The organism is Runella zeae DSM 19591 (assembly GCF_000423565.1).
Taxonomy (GTDB): Bacteria; Bacteroidota; Bacteroidia; order Cytophagales; family Spirosomataceae; genus Runella; species Runella zeae.
Genome location: NZ_KE384038.1, coordinates 276,634 through 295,251 on the forward strand (window position 1 = coordinate 276,634; position 18,618 = coordinate 295,251).

Consider the following 18,618-nt stretch of genomic DNA (forward strand, 5'->3'; position numbering starts at 1 on the left):
TTCTATGCCATGAAATAGAGGAGTTTTGGTGGTTTTAGCACTTTCATAGTGTATTCCCTAAACTCGTTTTTTATGCTTGCTCCTCCCAAAACTTTCTCCCAAAAACTCCGCTACTTAGGTCCTGGTTTTATTTTGTCAGCTGCGATTGTCGGCTCAGGCGAGTTGATTGCTACCACTACTTTGGGAGCCAAAGCCGGTTTTGTGACGTTTTGGGTGATTTTGGTGAGTTGTTTGGTGAAGGTTACCCTTCAACTCGAATTTGGCAAAAATGCCATTTATACGGGCATCACCACCATGCAATCTATCAATCGTCTGGAAGGTAAGCATTTTGGCAAAGCCCATTGGACGATTTGGGTGTGGTTGTCACTGCAAGGACTCAAGCTACTCCAAGTAGGGGGCATCGTGGGGGGAGTAGCGATTGTTCTCCATATGGTATTTCCTATTTTGCCGACAGCGGCGTGGGCAGTAGTGGCAAGCCTTGTGACCGCAGTGCTAGTATATCAGGGTTATTATAAATCGGTAGAAATGGGCGCCCTTGTGATGATAATGCTCTTTACATGTACCGTTCTTTTTTCACTAATAGCCCTTCAATTTACGCCCTATGCCATCAGTTGGGAGCAGCTGGCAAGCGGTCTGAGTTTTTCGTTGCCTCCTGCGGCGGTGGCGGTAGCTTTTGGGGCTTTTGGTATCACGGGTGTAGGTGGCGACGAAATCATGTTTTATAATTATTGGTGTATCGAAAAGGGCTATGCCGCCTATGCAGGCCCCAACGACGGCACCGAAGAGTGGGCACAACGAGCTAAGGGATGGATACAAGTGATGTATCTGGATGCTGTATGCTCAATGGTTGTTTATACTTTAGTAACGGCGGCATTTTACTTACTTGGGGCAGCTTTGCTACATGGAAGAGGCGAAATCCCCGAAGGCTACGGCATGGTAGAAACCCTCTCAAGGCTCTTTACGGATACGCTTGGTCCTTGGGCTAAAGTCATTTTTTTGATAGGTGCTTTTTTTGTTTTGTACTCTACCCTTTTTACGGCTACTGCTAGTTGGGCAAGGATTTTTGGGGATGCTTTTGGGCAATTGGGATGGGTGAAATTTAATGATGCAGCTTCCCAAAAAAAAGTGATTGGTGCACTTTCCTGGGCTTTTCCTATCATTTGGTGCGCTTTGTATCTAATTATCAAAATGCCTGTACTGATGGTATTACTCGGTGGCATCGCTACCTCCATTTTGCTTATTATTGTGGTGTGGGTAGCGATTCAATTTCGTTATAAACAATTACCTCGTTCGCTAGAACCTACCGCAGTCTATAATTTCTTTTTTGGGGTAAGCGTAGTATCGATTCTGGCGGTAAGTGCCTACGGCGTATGGCAAATCGCTAAATAATGGGGTGACGCTTGAATTCTTTGGTGCGGTCAAACAAATAACGATAAGTGATGTGAGTCTTGTGAGGAGTTCCTCCCAATAACTCCGCAAAACGAATCATTTTAGGGTTGAAATCTCCAATCCAATTGAGTTCGAGTTCTCGGTATTGGTAATTGGCGCGCCAGGCCACTTTGGATGAGGCCAAGGCAATCGCTGATTCTACCCCACGCCCTTGAAACTCAGGAACCACCCCAAAAATGACGCCGAAAGCCTTGTAATTGGTTTTCAGGAGTTTGTGATACAAAAACTTTAGTTTACCAATCAAATTTAGCTTTCCGTTGACGTGCTTGAATATTTGATTGAGTTCGGGAAGCATGATAAAAAAAGCGATGGGCGTTCCTTCATGATAACCAAACCACATTAGTTCTTCGTCTAGGATAGGTTTCATGCGCTGCATGATGCCCCGCGCTTTGTCGGGAGTCATGTCTTCGGCACCTAAGTTTTTGGCCCAAGCTTTATTGTAAATGACCCTGAAATCTTCGGCGTATTTGTCCAAATGTGCCTTCTCGATGTGTTTAAACTCATACTCAGGCATTTTCAAAACCCTTTCGGCACGCTCAAAAAAAAGCTGATTTACATTTTTGATAAACCTATCATAATCCATAAACAAGAAAAAAGTCTTCTGCTCAAAATAGGTCTGAAAACCGTATTTTTCAAAAAAACGCTTGTAGTAGTCAAAATGATACCCCATGCCATAGAGAGGTTCTTTGTCAAATCCATCGGTGAGTAGTCCCCAAAAGCGATCTCGTTCACCAAAGTTGATAGGGCCGTCCATGGCTTCCATACCACGTTGAGTGAGCCATTGTTTGCAGTTGTCAAAAAGTGCAAAAGCTACTTCCTCGTCTTCAATACACTCAAAAAAGCCCATCCCGCCAGTAGGCTGTTCGTTGCCTTTATGGATTGTATTTTGGTTGATAAAAGCGGCCACTCTACCGATAGTTTGCCCCGAATCATCAAGCGCAATCCAACGTATACATTCTCCATACTTGAAGTGTTTATTTTTGGCGGGATTGAAAGTGTCTTCCACATCTTTGTCAATGGGGCGTATCCAATAAGGATTTTCTTTATAAAGCCTCACGGGAAGCATCAAAAATTCTCGTTGTCGATGTGGGTCGGTACCTACTTCTACGATTTGCATATCAATCAAATATTGGGTCTTGAGCAGCAGCTCAACAAAAAATGGGCGATGAAAGAGGAGCGAAATTATAGGTTTCTGGGGGATTATGAAGTATTCAGTTTCATAAAAAACTAACTTTGTGACTTTACAAGCCCAACATTCTTTCTGTAATGACCAAAAAACGAATTGCCATTTTTGCTTCAGGCTCAGGCTCTAATGCCGAAAAGATTGCCGAATATTTCACAAATCATCCTACGATTGAAGTAAGTCTGATTCTTTCTAACAATCCTCAAGCGGGGGTAATTGCTCGGGCTCGGAAGTTTCAGATACCAGTGGTTTTATTTGATCGCAAAACATTTTATGAAACCAATAAAATCACGGAATTGCTTCAAAATCAACATATTGATTTGATTGTACTGGCGGGTTTTATGATGCTAATTCCAGAAGAAATGGTAAAGGCATTTCCCCAAAAAATGGTCAATATTCATCCTGCTTTGCTTCCCAAATATGGCGGTAAAGGAATGTATGGGCATTTTGTACACGAAGCGGTAGTCGCGGCTCACGAAACAGAATCGGGTATTACCATTCATTTTGTAAATGAGCATTATGACGAAGGGGGGATTATTTTCCAAGCTTCTTGCCCCGTGGTTTCGGCGGATACTCCAGAAGATGTAGCCCAAAAAGTGCAGGTCTTAGAACACAAGCATTATCCAGCAGTAATAGAAAAAGCATTGAGTGCGCTAAGTCAACCCGAAGATTAGCTAGCAGCATAACAGGCTTAAGATTTACAGCTAAACACTACTTGGGTTTGACTTCTCCGAAGTCCTCGGTACGAAGATAAAAATCTCGTGCTACAAAGGTTAAGCTTCTCCGAAGTTATTTTTTCACAATAGTATATTACTTCTGCTTCGGAGAGGCGTAACGTTTGTAGCTAGTTTCCACAAAAAAACAAAGGACTTCGGAGAAGTCAAACCTATTCTTATTTTGAGCTTCTGCTTGTCTTATTTCACCTCTTCGTAATTACCATTTCTACGCGGCGATTTTTTTCGCAAGGGCTAGGTTTACATACCAAACGGGTATCTCCGTATCCTTTGGTCGTAATTCTGATAGGTCTTATTCCTTTCTTGATAAGGTATTCACGAACAGCATTGACGCGGTCGCGCGAAAGAATGAGGTTTTTGTCGGCATCTCCAATCTTGTCGGTATGTCCTTCAAGCCGGATTTCGACAGACTGATTGGCATTCATCCATTCCACTACCCGGTCAAGTTCACGATACGAACTTTCCAATAAATCAGATTTCGTAAGTTCAAAATATAGATTCTCTAATACGATTGAGTTATTGAGTTTTACGCCATCGTAAGGAGTGGTCGTTGTCGTGACTTTAGGTTCAGGTTGAGGAGTAGGTGGCGGTGGGGTTTTCTTTACCTTTGGTGTTTTGATTTTTTTCGGTTTGGGCTCTGATTTAGCCCGATTTTTTCTAATGTTTTCTCGATTGTGACTAATAGTGATGGGTAATTTGAGATTAAGCATCAGCACATTTTGAGTAATATTGATTCGACTAACACCCACTTCTTGGCTGTTTCTATAAAAAGTACTTTCTGTTTGGAGCAAAGGTGTCAAGGGGTGATAGTAAGCCAAACTTAGCTCTACACCGCTGTTTTCTCCTATTTGCATCCCAATTTCGGGTACGATGAGCGGCACTCCATCTTTGAGGTTATACGTTTTGGTTCGGTAGCCTGTGCCACCTTCTAGGTAGCCTCCAGTACGTTCTTCGATTTTTTGACGGCCCTCGGCGGTATTCATATAAAAAAGGTTTGAATAATAGCCCGCAACTTGGGCATAAATCCCACTCCAATCTTTCATCCAAGTGCGCCGGACGATAAGGCCTGTTCGTAAATAGTTAAAATTCCAGACGGTAGAAACCAAATTATGCCCTTTGTAAGAAAAACTAAAAGGGTGTTCTAATTTGAAAACTTGGCGTTGCCAAGCCGCACTTATTCCTATGGCCCATCGGTTTTCGGAGCCACGCTCTTTCCAACGATAATAGGTCTCGAATCCCCACAAATTTGTGCGATAATTGCGTGTGTAAACCGTACCGTCGCTTTTGACTAACTCGCCTTGATAAGAAGAAACCCCAAAAGCGGGTTTGGGTGCTTCGGTGCCACTGATGAGCCTAACACTGGGAGGTATCACAGCCCCAAGACCATACATAGGTGCTATCACCCAATCACGCTGTCGCGTATAGTTTTGAGCAAATGACTGTATCCCAGTTAAAATGACTACGATACTAAGGGCAAATTTTAATAATTTCATATTTGTCTGGGCAGAAAGAGAAATATAAAATTACAATACAAAAAGCCGCTTGCCAAGTGACAAGCGGCTTCCGATACCTCCTACTTATTAAACGGTTGTTAGCCTATATTCAAAGACTTGATTAGTGAGCACTTTTAGAGACACTCTTAATTCAAATCCGTGGTAACTAAAATGTATACTTATTGTCGGCAATCATCACTTCTGCTACGCGACGACGGGCGGTTTTGGTATTGAAAGGCTCAATCTTCGTGAAGCGTTTCAAGCCCATGAGCATTACGCGAAGTTCATCGCCTTCGGCAAACGACATAATCGCTGATTTGCCTGCGCTGTTTACTTTTTCTACGGCTTCGTGCAAATAGCACATCGCTAAGTCTTTTTGTAATGCACAAGCAGCTTCGCCTTTGATACCGATTAGTTTTTCGGTACGCAAAATCGCCGATTCGGCTGCATAGATCTCAATCGCCATATCGGCTACATTCATCAGGATTTCTTGCTCGTCCGAAAGTTTCATCATAAACTTCTGTACAGCAGCACCTGCGACCATTAAGGCCGCTTTTTTCAAGTTTTTGATGACTTTTTTCTCCGCCGCAAAAGGTACTTCATCGTCTGTAGCGCTAAAATCAGGAATCGACATGATTTCTTTCGCCACGGCCATTGCAGGCCCCATCAAATCAAGTTCGCCTTTCATGGCACGTTTGAGGAGCATATCGACCGTCAGCATACGGTTGATTTCGTTGGTTCCTTCAAAAATCCGATTGATGCGGCTATCGCGGTAAGCACGGTCCATAGGAGCATCTGCTGAGAAGCCCATTCCTCCATATACCTGAACACCTTCATCTACCACATAATCAAGTACCTCTGAGCCATGCACTTTCATGATAGCACATTCGATGGCAAACTGTTCTAAGGCTTTGAGTTTAGCTTCGGCATCGCTCAATCCTTTGGCTTTTAGGTCTTCGATGGCATCATCAATATTCTGACCAGCACGATAAGCAGCTGATTCGGAAGCGTATAGTTTCACGGCCATCTCGGCTAGCTTATGTTTGATAGCTCCAAAAGTGCTAATCGCCACTCCAAATTGCTTGCGCTCATTGGCATACTGAATGGCTTGGGATGCGACTTCTTTGGCTCCTCCGACGGCGGCTACTGCCAATTTGATACGACCGACGTTAAGAATATTGACGGCAATCTTAAATCCATTTCCTCGCTCAGAGAGCATATTTTCTACCGGAACGTGGCAGTCATTGAAGAAAATCTGACGCGTATCAGATCCTTTGATGCCCATTTTGTGTTCTGGTTCATTCATGGTAATTCCGCCAAAGGTTTTTTCTACGATAAAGGCTGTTAAGTTTTTATCGGTTTTTCCGCCTTCTTCGATTTTGGCAAAAACAATAAATAAATCGGCGAAACCTCCGTTGGTAATCCACATTTTTTGGCCATTGAGTATGTAGCTTTTTCCATCTTCGCTCAAAATAGCCTTGGTTTTTCCTGAATTGGCATCAGACCCTGAATCAGGCTCGGTTAGGCAGTAAGCAGCTTTCCATTCGCCTGAAGCCAATTTGGGCAAGTAATTGTTTTTTTGAGCTTCGTTGCCATAATACAAGATAGGCAAGGTACCGATACCCGTATGAGCCGACAACGCTACCGAAAAAGAATGTCCCGCTCCTGTAGCCTCCGCGACCAGCATAGAGGTATTGAAACTCATTCCAAAGCCGCCATATTCTTCAGGTACGGCGGTTCCGAGCAAGCCCAATTCACCTGCTTTGTCCATCAAAGATGACATGAGTTCGGGCGATTTTGCTTGGTCAATTTCATCCAAACGCGGCCAAATTTCTGTGGCTAAAAAATCACGGCACGACTGTGCAATCATCAATTGCTCTTCGGTAAACTCTTCGGGTATAAATACTTGAGAAGCATCAGTGTCTTTAATCAGGAATTCGCCTCCTTTAATACTGGCACGATTTTCTACGGATATCATGGTCTTAGGAATTATGTTATGTTTCTGCTTGTTGAACAAAATTAGGAGAAACAAAAATAGTATGCAAGCATACTATTAAAAATTTTTACACCCTGAATTACTATCTTTGTAAAAAAAACAACGAGCATGGAAACTATCGCAAAAACAGAGGAGCAGTTGCGCCAAGAGCGGGCAGTCGCCTGGGCGAAGAGAATGTTGGCAAGCAAACGAGAATTGGAGAAAAAAATGGACGACGATGTTAAAAACAACCCTAAAGTCAGGGAATTGGTGAGCCAAATTCGTAAAATGTAATATTTCTATGTCTCAGTACTATGCCTTTTATTCAGAAACAGTGGAATACACCTATTACTTTTTTAAAACGAGTAATGGCTTTATCTATGAAGTAAGTTTTCGACCAACTCCTTATTTATTTGAGACATCATATCCTTTTGCCGAAAACGTTTTTGAATCAGTTATCAAGGTAATTGAAAAAAGCTCTAAGACACTAGTTCCGTTCGACAAGAAGGTTAAACGTACAATTGCGGAAATATTCTACCATTTTTTTTCAGATAAACAACGAATCATAGTTTACATCTGTGACACTGCCGACACTCGTCATCGGGCAAGAGCAAGGAAATTTGGGGCATGGTTTGAAGAATTTAAACATGGCCAATTTGTTAAAGTAGATGCCACTATTGATGACTATTCTGATATAGTTTATCTAAACTCTCTAATTTTGCATACAGATAATCTCCACTTTGTAGAAATCATCGACGCCTTCCGAAAAGTGACGGGAGGCTATTCTGAAGATAAATGACCGAAACGCTTACACTATCGCCCGAAGTACTCGCCAAATACGAAATCGTGATTGGCTTAGAAGTACACTGTCAGTTACAGACCCAAACCAAGATTTTTGCGGCCGATGCCAACCAATTTGGTAGCGACCCCAATACCAATATCAGTGTCATTACGTTGGCACACCCAGGTACGCTTCCCAAATTGAACAAAAAAGCCGTTGAGTACGCTGTTCGGATGGGGATTGCCTGTGGGTGTGAAATCACTCCCCATACGATTTTTGACCGTAAAAACTATTTCTATCCCGACCTGCCCAAAGGCTACCAATTGTCGCAAGACAAAGCACCTATCTGCGTAGGCGGCGGGATTCCTGTTTCGTTCAAAGACAAAGCAGGAAAAACCGTGGAACGGACGGTGAAAATTCACCACATTCACTTAGAAGAAGACGCAGGAAAATCGGTACACGATGGCGCCGCTACGGATACCTTGCTTGACTACAACCGCGCAGGAACGCCGCTGATTGAAATGGTTACTGATCCTTGCATCGGTTCAGCCGAAGAAGCAGGAGCATTTTTGACAGCCGTTCGTCAGCTAGTCCGTTTTATTGACATTTGTGACGGCAATATGGAAGAAGGTTCGCTCCGCTGCGATCTGAACGTGTCAGTCCGTTTGAAAGGAGCTACTACGTTGGGGACTAAAGTAGAGGTCAAAAATATGAACTCTATCCGCAATGTAATGAAAGCCGTGGAAACGGAGTTTCGTCGCCAAGTAGAAATTGTTGAAAATGGCGAAACAATTTTGCAAGAAACGCGCATGTTTGACCCCGAAACGGGTGAAACGTCGGGAATGCGGATGAAAGAAACCATGAACGATTATCGTTATTTTCCTGAGCCTGATTTGGCTCCTGTGTTTATTTCGGACGAATGGATGCAGCGAATCCAAGCCGAAATGCCTCCACTTCCACGCGTCTTATTGGAAAAATTCACCGCTCAATACGGCCTTTCTACGGGACACGCGACCACGTTGGTAGATACCAAGGATGTCGCTTTTTATTTTGAAGCACTCGGGGCCGCTTGTGGCAATTACCAAGCTGCCGCCAATTGGGTGCTAGGTCCTGTAAAGACTTTTCTTAATGAAAACAACGACGCAACGGCCGAACAGTTCCCGCTTTCGCCCGCTCAATTGGCCGAGGTGATTAAATTGGTAGAAAGCAACCAAGTGAGCCACACCACCGCTTCACAAAAGCTATTGCCTATTTTACTCGAAAATCCGTCTTTATCACCGCTTGAGATAGCCCAACAAAACAACTGGCTTCAAAACAGCGACGCAGGCGCTTTGGAAACCATTGTAGATGAGGTACTAGCGTCGATGCCTGATAAGGTGAAAGAATTCAAAAAAGGCAAAAAAGGCTTAATGGGCTTGTTTGTGGGCGAAGTCATGAAAAAATCAAAAGGCAGCGCCGACCCCAAAGTTGTCAATCAGTTGTTGGGGCAGAAGCTCGCCTAAGCTATTCCGAACCTCACGTCTCTTCGAGGCAAGGTTTGTATGAAAAAATAGCTTCGGAGAAGCTCAATTTTTGTAGTAGCACAAGGTGTTAGTTTTATATCAAAGACTTCGGAGAAGTCAAACCCTAACCTTTTTTATTACAAATTTTGAGCTTCTGTTTCCTATATATTCTCTTTGGAAGATACTACCTAGCACTGGTTACTCCACCGTAAACCAAGTGTAATTTTCGGGTTCAATCGTGAAGGTGAGTTCTACTTCATAGTTTCGGTTAAGCTGGTATTTTTTAGCAACTTTCCCTTTTTCTTTAAAAGTAGCGGCGCTTGTCAAACCCGTATAATAAAGCGGCACTTTGATAGTTCGGGTCATTTTCTCTTTTGTGGGATTATAGAGCATCACAAATCCTTTTTGTTTGAGTTGGGGGTTGACATGGATAAGGCCATCCCAATCGCGACCGTCGGCGCGGCGGAGTTGAATCATATCAGCATTCAAAATATCGCGGTATTGTTTGTACCAACTTACGGTATTAGACACTAGCTGTCTTGTGGTTTCGGTGTCATACAGGCGAGGTCCTCTATAACAGGCCTGTACACCCGCTCCATAATATTGCATCATCAGCTGCTCATAGTCTTTGAGGTGCTCACTAAGTGGCTCTAAGATAGCCTCAGGTCCTCCTCCTTGATAACGCGTCAGAGGTACAAAACCCCAGCTCATAGAGGCTGTTTTTTCGATAGTGCCGTCGTGGATGTTTTGACGATTGAGGATGCGCTGTTGTTCTCTGGAAAGCGAAAAATTTACCTCACGATATCCAATCGCTATTTTGTGAGCGCCATCTAAAAAATACCAGTCAGGGGCATTGATATACACTCCGTGTTCGTTGAGCCAGCGGTACAGTTCTTTTTGGATTTCCATTTGTCGCCATTGCGAATCATCTAGTCCTTTGTGGCCAGGATGAGAGGTCGAGCCACACACATCGCCTGGATAAGGGCCGTCGTTTTCCCAAATGTCAAAGCCGGTTTTTTCGAAAAAATATTTGATTTTGTTGCGATAAGCCAATCCCCACTTACTTCCAAAACAAGGTGCATGACCAAAAAAAGCACCTCCCGGTTTGCCAGTTTTAGGGTCAACCACGTCATCTTCGTCGCTGATACGTCGGCTACTAAAAAGCGAATATCCTCCTAACAAGATGTTTTTGCTGTGGGCATAGTCGGCGAGTTCTTTCCAACGTTGGATATTTTTGGCAGTACTATCTTCCATATTGAGGTGACTTCCAAAACTCAAAATAACCGCCTCATAACCCGTAGCGGCGCATTGGTCGATGCAACTGCGTACTTGCTCATCGTTGCGACTCACTAAGTGCATGAAAATAGGGTTTTGGGTAGTCCACGGAGCCACTGTGCGGTACATTTTGCGAATCATCAATCCTCGTCGTTGACGGTCGTAGCTATCCATCAGCAATTCGTGTGTTCTGACGGATTTGAAAATTTCGTTGGGTTGAAGGTCAATCCCGGGTGCTTTTTCGGGATATACTTCTAGCAAACAGGGCGTTTCGTAGTTATAATTAACCTGCGATGTATAAGTACGATCTATTTTCCAGTGGGTCGTTTGGTCGCTGATGTCGTAGCGCATGGCATTATTAAAGGCATAATTGGTCTCAACATAAATCCCCTGCTGCTTTTTCATTTCTTCGGGCTTACCCACCACCGCGCTTTCTTCTTCCACCAATGCCAAAACCTCATTGACGACACGGCTTAGTTTTAGTTCTTGGTTGTTTTTGTTTTCGATAGAAACCCACTTCACAATCAACGGAATACCGTCGTACAATTCATAGTTGACGGTGACTTCAAGACCTTTGACGGCATCGGCTTGGGCTTTGTATTTAAAGGCAACGTGTTTACCAGTAGGTTGTTTTTGATTGATTCCCCACGTTTTAGCCTTGAAATTGATAAAGGGCTTGATGTCTGACACTGTGTGAGAAACGAATAGAAAATCTTCGGGCCCTACGGTCATTTTATCTAGCCATTCAGGAAGGAGATAAGCGTTTTCTTTTTGCCCGACAAGGCCCCCTATACTGTATTCTTTGTCGTTGACAGTGATACGTGCTTCGGGTTTCACCCCTCGAAGGAGCTGTTGTCCATTGGAAAGGTTTTTATAGTCAATACATGCTACGTTGGGTTCAATTCTGAATACGCGTTTTACCAAGCCATTATACAAAATGATGTTTTTACCTTCAGTGATGACTTCGGCTTTTTGGGTCATAGGCGTCACTAGCCAATCGACCGTCGCCAATTTGTCATAGCGTGAAAGGCCCGGATTCTGGGCATTTAGTTGGATAACTAAACACCATAAGATGAGAGAAAAAATGGATTTCATTATAAACATGAAGAAGGTTTAGAGAAAATTTAGTTAGTAGGGGAAGTCATAAATTCCCATTTGATTTCTTTGGTATAACCAAAAGGTTTGCCCGTAGGAGGAGTCGCTATTTCTCCTCTAAGTTTTCCGTCGGTCGTTTTTGTAACAGCTAATTTTGTGAATGAATACTGCCCTTTTTCATAATCAAAAGAAGTACCGTCGTCGTCATAAAGTTGCAATGAATTGGGAGCGGTGCCATAGTGTCGAACGGTCAAAGGCAATGTTTCGTTAGCTTTAGGGGCGCGTTGCCGAACCGGAATCATAGGAATAATCCCCCCGTCTTTGACAAATAGCGGTATTTTATCAAGCGCAGGAGTGACTTTGATGACTTGATTTTCGCCCACCAATTGACCCGTGTAAAAATCATACCATTTGCCTTGGGGTAAGTACACATCTCGGCTTTTTTCGCCCGCAAACATAGGAGCTACCAATACAAAGTCTCCCATCATATATTGGTCTTTGATGTCTTTTTTGATAGTCATAGCGTAAGGGTTGGCGGTGGCGTCGAAAGTGCCTGCCTCCGTGGTAGATTTAAAACCAAAGCCTTCTACCAAATTCATCGCTCTAAACGGCGGTTTTCCTTCAAAGTGATATTGGGCAAAAGCCGAGTAGAGGTAAGGAAGCAGTTGCATACGCAAGTTGGCAACGTCATTCACGGCTTGTTCTACTTCCGGGAAAGACCACGGCTTGGTGCCATCGGCCCAAGCATTGAGCATAGCCATCGGCGAAAAGCACACTGATTGCATACGCCGTACCCATTCTTCGGCGGTTTTGGAAGCCCTTACCTCGGGGGTCCAGAGTACACCGATAAAACTGCTGTTGACCAAGGCCGTGATGAAATCTTTATGACTATAGTAGTCGTTGTAAATCACATAAGGAAAATTGCTCGCTCCTGCATTGGAGGCTCTTACAAGTCCATAGGTACGTTTGTTGATTTCTTTATACCAACTACCCGTCATATTTTGTACCATAAGACCGTAGGTTTGGCGCATTTGCTCGGCGGTAGTACCTGAAGGAAAGGTAGCTACATCGGGCCACAGCCAGCTGTCAAATCCATCTACTTCGTCTATTTTGTATCCGCCTACGCCGATGCTCAGATGGTGTTTCATAAAATGGTCTTTGAACAACTGACGCGCTTGGGGCATGGTAAAGTCGGGCACAATGCCATTCCAAACCGTATGAGAACCAGTGTAAGGTTTGATTTTGGGATACAAAGAGCCTACGGGCGAAACGAAAGGATTGAGCCAAAGGTTGGCGCTGATGCCTTTTTGAGCCAATGTTTGTAGAAAACCCTTAGGGTCGGGAAAACGGCTTTTGTCCCATTCAAAAGTACAGGGGTAAGCCATGCTATGCCAGCCAGGTTCTACGCCAATAAAATCAAGGGGGAAATGATGTTCTTCAAAACTTTTAACCTCTTTCAGTATATCATCTTGTGAATATAATGTCGGTACACGCTGCGTAAAGCCCAATCCCCATTTGGGAGGAAGATATCCACCACCATTCATGAGATTGTATCTTTGGACTACATTCATCGGAGTGGGGCCTCCAAAAACATAAATATTGGCTCCTTCAGCAGGAATGAGTATTTCTATGGCATCCGAATAGGGCTGGGCTTCCCATTGTTTATCAGTGTTGCGGTCGCGCAACACGGGCGGATGCTTGGCGTCGGTTCTGATGGCTGTACCGGCATAAACGGTAATATAACGCGCCACATCTATCAGCACCCCATACCCTTTTGAAGAGACATAAAAAGGCACAGGAGCATGCGTGCGACCATTGTCTTTGCCACCATAATGATCCACGTGGAGGTTGAGAATCCGGCCTCGTTGGTTGACAGTTTGAAAATTGAGCCCTAAGCCAAAAATCTGTTCTTCTTTCTCCAACGGAAACCTTAAATACGTTTTGTGGTCAATGATCTCTACCTTGATGTCGGGTTTGTCTAAAGGAAAAGAAGTCTTGGGAAGATTAGAGAGCGCATTGATGTTGGGTTTGGCATTGGCTGCACTCAATAAAGTTATTTTTTCGGGTTTGCCCACAATTGCTTTCCAAATCCCAGGGTGCTGCTCTTTCCATTGGATAGTAGTCTGGCTATGAGATTGATATACAATCGAAAGAACAAAAATCAATAATTTAAAAATCTTCATAAAGATAGGATAGGTTTGTCGAAAGGAAAGGTTTTAACGTTTAATATACTGCAAATTTGAGTAATTGCACCTCACCCACACTGTCTGTGATTTTTAATCTTAAACTTTGGACATTTTTAGAAGGCAACACTTCGATTCTTTTGTGGCCTACGCTGCTACCTTGCGCCAAAGATTCCCAATTGCCATTCACAAGCCCTTCGAGCTGGTAAGCTCGAATACGCTCACCTTTGCTGATATTTTCTTGAATCACCGCAAACTTAGGCGCTGCATTGGCTTTCCATTTGAGAGTCCATTGGGAGCCTTTTCCTTGAGTAGAGGCCAAAGGCGTTGAAAAATGCTTTTTTACTTCTTGACCAAATTCGCTGAGCCGCGCTACATCTGCATCGGGTACGAGGCCATGTTTATCAATTACAATTCCAATCAGGAGGTTGGTGTTGCGTCCCACGCTATTGTAATAACGGTGCATCATCAAGTCCAAGGAGCTAATGACATCGTCTTGTCCTTCTTTCCAAAACCACCCGCCCTCAAAAGATTTATTGCTCCGCAAAGGCACATCTGCCTCCCCTGGGCACCATACTTTGCCATTGGGATTGCCATGCAGTCCTTTCATGACTACTGTGCCGTCGGCTTGGGTGGTAGAGTCGGCGGTAGCCCAGCAAGGATAAGCCGCTAATCCTTCTTCGTTGCCTACCCACCGAACGAGGTTTTTGAAGCCATAAGGCCCTTGAAACACTACGGCGTCGGGTTGGAGTTTTTTGAGGAGGTCGGCAATGGGAGGCCCGCCTTTGGAAGGAGGAAGCACGCCACCATCAAACCAGATTTCAAATAGATTTCCGTAGCGTGTCCAGAGTTCGGTGAGCTGCTGCATCACAATCTCATTGTATTTTTTTTGCGCTACAGGGTCTCTGTTGATGACCAATCCAGGATTATCTACTTTGCAATACGCATTGGCGGCGGCGCTGGCATAAATACCCGGTTTGATGTTGTATTTTTTACAAGAAGCAATAAAATCGGCTACGATGTCGCCTTTGCCGTTTTTCCAAGGAGAGTTTTTGATGCTGTATTCATGGGCTTCGGTAGGCCATAAACTAAAACCCGAACAATGCTTGGCCACCAAAACTACATAGGTCGCACCTGCCTCTTTTGCGGCTTTTATCCACTGATCCGTATTGAGTTTGTCAGGATTAAAAATAGCGGGGCTTGGTTGGTAATTGAAGTCTTTGCGCCATTTGTAAGAAGGCTCATAAACTTGTACATCATAATGAATCAGCGCCCCGATTTCGGCATTGGCCCATTCTACTTGACGAGCTGTGGGAAGCACCAAATCCGATTCTTTGAGAGCCTGTGCGTAGCCGTAAAAACTACCCGTAAGCACTAGCCACAGACATATCCATTTTTTCATGTGTTTATTTTTTTTGTTTTTCTTTTAACGACATTTCGTCCAATTCTTTCAAAGTCATGATAGGCTGAGCGGCTTTGAGGGGTTGGGCGGAGCGATTGTGAATAGCGCCTTGTTGGCCATACCAAAAAACGACCGCAGAATACCCCAGAAAATCCCACCGATTGCGAATTTGCACACCGGGCGACGCTTCCATATCGAATACCAGTCTTTTAGAAAAAGGAATAGCATCTAACGCTCGAATGCGGGTGCAGATATTGAACCCTCTTACATCGCGGCGGCGCTTTGTATCAGAGCCTACTTCGATATTGGCTAAATAAGGATGCGAAAACACATCATCTTTAGAGGGGTTTTCGCCGCCGGCCCATCCATAATAATCTTCCGTACCTGTACCAAAATGCGTGGGCGTTTTTTTCTCCCAGGCTTGGTCAACATAGATTTTTTCGTCGCCTTCTCCCCACCATCCATAGTCGGGATTGAGGGCGGTCATGGCATCTCCTACCAACACACCTTTGCCCGAAATGTCAATGAAATTCCAGTCAACGAAAGTCGAACCTTGTACAATATCGTCAGGCCGCCAATTGGCGTGAAAGTACATCGACTTCTCATTCCAAGCCCAGTTTTTGTACTTAATTTCAAAATTTTGGATAGGAAGAGGCTCGGAGCTGAGGTTTTGAAGGGATATAGTAGCCGCACTTTTAAAAGGCATAACCCACGTACAAATCATTTGTCCGAGAGAATTGACGGTACGAGTCCATGTTTGAAAGGGATTTAGTTCATTGGGGCTGCCAAAAAAATCTCCTAGAGGTACCCATATCGTTTGTTGTTGGTCAAATTGCCCCATCAACACCACCGAACGGAGCAATTCGGGATGCTTTTTTAAATATTCAGGGTCCACAAAAATCTCTAACTGATGAATTGCTTTCTGTCCACTGATAGAGAGTTGCATTTCTTTGCCTGCTTCTAGTGTTCCGTTTTTGCGGATAAGATTCCCTTGGTCAGCCGAATAAGCCGAGTGTAAAACTTGGCTTATTTGGTTCATTTGTGATAAAGACTTACGAAGCTGTGACATCGTAAATGTCTCTACAACTGTACCCTTAGGATAAGCCCGATAATTGATGATATTGTAAAATGGTTTTTGTGAAAATGTAACCTTACAGCTTTTAGCAAAAGGAATAGGCAAATAACAATTGCCAGCGCGGGCCGTAACCCGAGCAAAAGGAGGAGGTACGGAGCCTTTGCCCGTAATGAGCCTGAAATAGTTTTCGCTGATAGTGGGAGTCGTAGCGCCGTCCAAATAAATATTGATAATCGGCCCTTCCAAATCGTCTAAACCTCCATAGTAAAAATAAGGCGCCCACATCTTGGTAATTGCCCCGGGGCCAGTATGTTCCATAGCTACCCATTCTTGCTTTCCATTAATAATCTCGGTACGGATAAAACCCGTTCCGTCGCTATCAGCAAACCATCCGGGAGCCTCTTTGGTGGTAGATTCACGATTGTAGCTACTTGCTTGCAAAGATTCATACAAAGGAGAAGGAAAGCGCGCAAGTTGATCTCTGTCTCCCATTTCAGTGAGCAATCTGCTTAGATTGATGGATTGCGCTCCTAAAAATGAAGGTAAAAAAAGAGTTAATGTCAGGAATAGCCTATAAAAAGTGTTCATAAGAAGTTACGGCTTTATTATCAATAAGGCATAGCCTACCCATAAGCATACTCAGAGGGCTATGCTTTTTCAAAAGACAAAACAAAAGGGTTATTACTTTTTTAAGAGAAAGGAGAGGTTTAGGAGTGACGGTAGATTGTTTGTGCAATCTACCGTCTTTATTTTTTATTATTGAAGTGGGTCAAAGCTGCCGCCGTCCCAGCCATTGGTTTGTTTCAAATTCGCATTTTTTTCCAAGTGAGTTCGTGGAATTGCGAAGAAATAATATTCGGGTTTGAAGTTGATACTTTGGGTTAAATCTAGGTCACGTACATCGTTTCTGAAATACGTGGTGTAGTTTTTGTTGAGGTCAACCGTACCTTTTGCAAAAGCATCAAAGAAATCATTTTTGCTGCCATTAAAAGCAATCAGGTTGATTTGATACCCTTTACGTTTGGTTCCATTAAGTTCGGACTCGTACAATCTGCGTCGGCGCATATCGGCAGAGCGTTTGCCTTCAAAAGCAAACTCAATTTGTCTTTCGAGCAAAATCGCTTGTCTCATTTCGGTTTTGCTCATATTGGCTTTGAGACCGTACAACCCATTGGCACCTGCCTCAATACCAGCCCGTTTGCGAATCGCCTTCAATACTTCAAGAGCCTCTGCGGGATTGCCTATTTCGTTGGCGGCTTCTGCAAAATTCATCAAGACTTCGGCAAAACGGATTTCAATCCAGTCGGTTCCGCTCAACTCTGTTTCGTTGGGTTTATAACCTTCAAAAATCGCCTTACGACAATAAAAACCAGTGTTGGTATTGCCAGTCTGTTGGCTTCCCAAGAAGGTCCATTGGGTACGTCCTGTTTTGCCCGAAAGCTCCCATAGGCTTCCATTGTAAGCTACGGTAGCCGCAAAACGAGGGTCACGATTGAGCCAAAACGCAGTGGCGTCGTAGCCAGAGTTGGGGTCTTTGATAGAAAGCCCATTTTTCATAGGAAAAGCTTCTACCATCGAAATCGTGGGATAATTTGCCCCCGTACAGTTTTGGGCTTCGTCCAAAGGCCGCGTACAAGCATCGCGGTTGTGGGTACGGCCAGGGTTGATAAAACGGGTAACTAATATTATTTCTGGATTGGCATTTCCTTCTGTGTACCAGAGTTTTCCAAAATCAGCAAACAAGGCGTGTCCTGCTGCTTCCAATGCTTCTTTGGCGGCTTTGGTAGCGGCATAAGCTGTAGTCCAGCGCTCGGGGAGCTGTGTAGGATTAAACTGCTCCGATGCATAGTGGAGCAATACCCGTGCTTTGAATGCCAACACGGCACCTTTTGTAATTCTGCCGGCATCAATATTGTCCCATTTGACAGGAAGTAGGCTCGCCGACTCGTCTAAGTCTTTGATAATTTGAGCAATACATTCAGAAGTTTTACTGCGGCTCACTAGCAGGTCGGCGGTGATTTCTTGGGGTTCTAGTACAAGAGGCACCCCGCCATAGCGCGAAACCAATTGGAAGTACTGCCAAGCTCTTAAAAACAAGGCTTGCCCTTTTAGGGGGTCTTGTTGACTTTTGGTGAGTGAGCCAGAACCTAAGTTTTTTAACAAAACATTGATGTTACGAATCTGATTGTAAGGCCAATAGTCCACACCATCGATGGTAAGTTGCCCCAACATATAAGCTCCTCCTCCGCCCGATTCGTCCGAATCGCCCGAAGCATTGGTAGGCCAAGTGGGCATATTGTCAACATATAGTTGATTGACATAAGCAGTGGCCAAGGCGATGTCGTTCCAAACGGCCTGCTCTGGAATAGCAGTCAAGTCTCTTTTATCAAGAACTTTCTCACATTGCGTAAAAGAGATAAGAGTAACTACTGTGAATATATGAATAAATAGCTTCTTCATGTGCGTAACGG

Annotated in this window: 13 protein-coding genes; 5 read left to right on the plus strand and 8 right to left on the minus strand. The window is 44.0% G+C overall.

Annotated elements, in window-relative coordinates; translation table 11 throughout:
* Nucleotides 1-72: 72 nt before the first annotated feature.
* The gene (locus G563_RS0123935; protein WP_037327986.1) at nucleotides 73-1,389 is read left to right on the plus strand and encodes an Nramp family divalent metal transporter; all 1,317 of its coding nucleotides are present in this window, start codon (nucleotides 73-75) and stop codon (nucleotides 1,387-1,389) included.
* Here the strand turns inward: G563_RS0123935 and G563_RS0123940 are convergent.
* Nucleotides 1,382-2,566, minus strand: a complete 1,185-nt coding sequence (locus G563_RS0123940; RefSeq protein ID WP_028667563.1) for a hypothetical protein — start codon at nucleotides 2,564-2,566, stop codon at nucleotides 1,382-1,384. The two genes, G563_RS0123935 and G563_RS0123940, sit on opposite strands and share 8 nt — an antisense overlap.
* Nucleotides 2,567-2,715: 149 nt before the next feature.
* Here G563_RS0123940 and purN point away from each other — a divergent pair, with 149 nt between their 5' ends.
* Nucleotides 2,716-3,306 carry a phosphoribosylglycinamide formyltransferase gene (gene purN, locus G563_RS0123945; RefSeq protein WP_028667564.1) on the plus strand — a complete coding sequence of 197 codons (591 nt, stop codon included), beginning with the start codon at nucleotides 2,716-2,718 and terminating at the stop codon, nucleotides 3,304-3,306.
* Between the two features lie 245 nt (nucleotides 3,307-3,551).
* Here purN and G563_RS0123950 read toward each other — a convergent pair whose 3' ends face one another.
* Nucleotides 3,552-4,859 (minus strand): OmpA family protein, encoded by a 1,308-nt coding sequence (locus G563_RS0123950; protein ID WP_028667565.1) that lies wholly within the window; start codon nucleotides 4,857-4,859, stop codon nucleotides 3,552-3,554.
* 166 nt (nucleotides 4,860-5,025) lie between these two features.
* Complete coding sequence (locus tag G563_RS0123955) at nucleotides 5,026-6,837, minus strand: acyl-CoA dehydrogenase FadE (RefSeq protein ID WP_028667566.1); 1,812 nt, start codon at nucleotides 6,835-6,837, stop codon at nucleotides 5,026-5,028.
* A gap of 126 nt (nucleotides 6,838-6,963) precedes the next feature.
* Here G563_RS0123955 and G563_RS38225 point away from each other — a divergent pair, with 126 nt between their 5' ends.
* The 3 genes from G563_RS38225 to gatB are packed head-to-tail and all read left to right on the plus strand — an operon-like array spanning nucleotide 6,964 to nucleotide 9,117.
* Entirely contained in the window at nucleotides 6,964-7,128 is a 165-nt protein-coding gene (locus G563_RS38225; RefSeq protein WP_157585573.1) for a hypothetical protein, read from the plus strand.
* Between the two features lie 7 nt (nucleotides 7,129-7,135).
* On the plus strand, nucleotides 7,136-7,633 hold the full coding sequence (locus G563_RS0123965) for a DUF6169 family protein (RefSeq protein WP_028667567.1): 498 nt from the start codon (nucleotides 7,136-7,138) through the stop codon (nucleotides 7,631-7,633).
* The gene (gene gatB, locus G563_RS0123970) at nucleotides 7,630-9,117 is read left to right on the plus strand and encodes an Asp-tRNA(Asn)/Glu-tRNA(Gln) amidotransferase subunit GatB (protein ID WP_028667568.1); all 1,488 of its coding nucleotides are present in this window, start codon (nucleotides 7,630-7,632) and stop codon (nucleotides 9,115-9,117) included. The genes G563_RS0123965 and gatB overlap by 4 nt, the downstream gene beginning before the upstream one ends.
* Before the next feature lie 198 nt (nucleotides 9,118-9,315).
* Here the strand turns inward: gatB and G563_RS0123975 are convergent, their stop codons facing one another.
* The 5 genes from G563_RS0123975 to G563_RS0123995 form a co-directional block, all read right to left on the minus strand.
* On the minus strand, nucleotides 9,316-11,487 hold the full coding sequence (locus G563_RS0123975; protein ID WP_028667569.1) for an alpha-galactosidase: 2,172 nt from the start codon (nucleotides 11,485-11,487) through the stop codon (nucleotides 9,316-9,318).
* 29 nt (nucleotides 11,488-11,516) lie between these two features.
* Entirely contained in the window at nucleotides 11,517-13,670 is a 2,154-nt protein-coding gene (locus G563_RS0123980) for a glycoside hydrolase family 31 protein (protein WP_028667570.1), read from the minus strand.
* Nucleotides 13,671-13,710: 40 nt separating this feature from the next.
* On the minus strand, nucleotides 13,711-15,072 hold the full coding sequence (locus G563_RS0123985) for an alpha-L-fucosidase (RefSeq protein WP_028667571.1): 1,362 nt from the start codon (nucleotides 15,070-15,072) through the stop codon (nucleotides 13,711-13,713).
* Between the two features lie 4 nt (nucleotides 15,073-15,076).
* On the minus strand, nucleotides 15,077-16,735 hold the full coding sequence (locus G563_RS35695) for a glycoside hydrolase family 172 protein (RefSeq protein ID WP_084650962.1): 1,659 nt from the start codon (nucleotides 16,733-16,735) through the stop codon (nucleotides 15,077-15,079).
* Nucleotides 16,736-16,903: 168 nt separating this feature from the next.
* Nucleotides 16,904-18,607 carry a RagB/SusD family nutrient uptake outer membrane protein gene (locus G563_RS0123995; protein WP_028667572.1) on the minus strand — a complete coding sequence of 568 codons (1,704 nt, stop codon included), beginning with the start codon at nucleotides 18,605-18,607 and terminating at the stop codon, nucleotides 16,904-16,906.
* Between the last annotated feature and the right edge of the window lie 11 nt (nucleotides 18,608-18,618).

Excerpts from the sequence above, each read along its gene's own strand:
- G563_RS0123995 (WP_028667572.1), bottom strand. The coding sequence starts at position 18,607 with ATGAAGAAGCTATTTATTCATATATTCACAGTAGTTACTCTTATCTCT.
- G563_RS0123985 (WP_028667571.1), bottom strand. The coding sequence starts at position 15,072 with ATGAAAAAATGGATATGTCTGTGGCTAGTGCTTACGGGTAGTTTTTAC.
- G563_RS0123940 (WP_028667563.1), bottom strand. The coding sequence starts at position 2,566 with ATGCAAATCGTAGAAGTAGGTACCGACCCACATCGACAACGAGAATTT.
- G563_RS38225 (WP_157585573.1), top strand. The coding sequence starts at position 6,964 with ATGGAAACTATCGCAAAAACAGAGGAGCAGTTGCGCCAAGAGCGGGCA.
- G563_RS0123935 (WP_037327986.1), top strand. The coding sequence starts at position 73 with ATGCTTGCTCCTCCCAAAACTTTCTCCCAAAAACTCCGCTACTTAGGT.
- purN (WP_028667564.1), top strand. The coding sequence starts at position 2,716 with ATGACCAAAAAACGAATTGCCATTTTTGCTTCAGGCTCAGGCTCTAAT.
- G563_RS0123955 (WP_028667566.1), bottom strand. The coding sequence starts at position 6,837 with ATGATATCCGTAGAAAATCGTGCCAGTATTAAAGGAGGCGAATTCCTG.
- G563_RS35695 (WP_084650962.1), bottom strand. The coding sequence starts at position 16,735 with ATGAACACTTTTTATAGGCTATTCCTGACATTAACTCTTTTTTTACCT.
- gatB (WP_028667568.1), top strand. The coding sequence starts at position 7,630 with ATGACCGAAACGCTTACACTATCGCCCGAAGTACTCGCCAAATACGAA.
- G563_RS0123975 (WP_028667569.1), bottom strand. The coding sequence starts at position 11,487 with ATGAAATCCATTTTTTCTCTCATCTTATGGTGTTTAGTTATCCAACTA.
- G563_RS0123965 (WP_028667567.1), top strand. The coding sequence starts at position 7,136 with ATGTCTCAGTACTATGCCTTTTATTCAGAAACAGTGGAATACACCTAT.
- G563_RS0123950 (WP_028667565.1), bottom strand. The coding sequence starts at position 4,859 with ATGAAATTATTAAAATTTGCCCTTAGTATCGTAGTCATTTTAACTGGG.
- G563_RS0123980 (WP_028667570.1), bottom strand. The coding sequence starts at position 13,670 with ATGAAGATTTTTAAATTATTGATTTTTGTTCTTTCGATTGTATATCAA.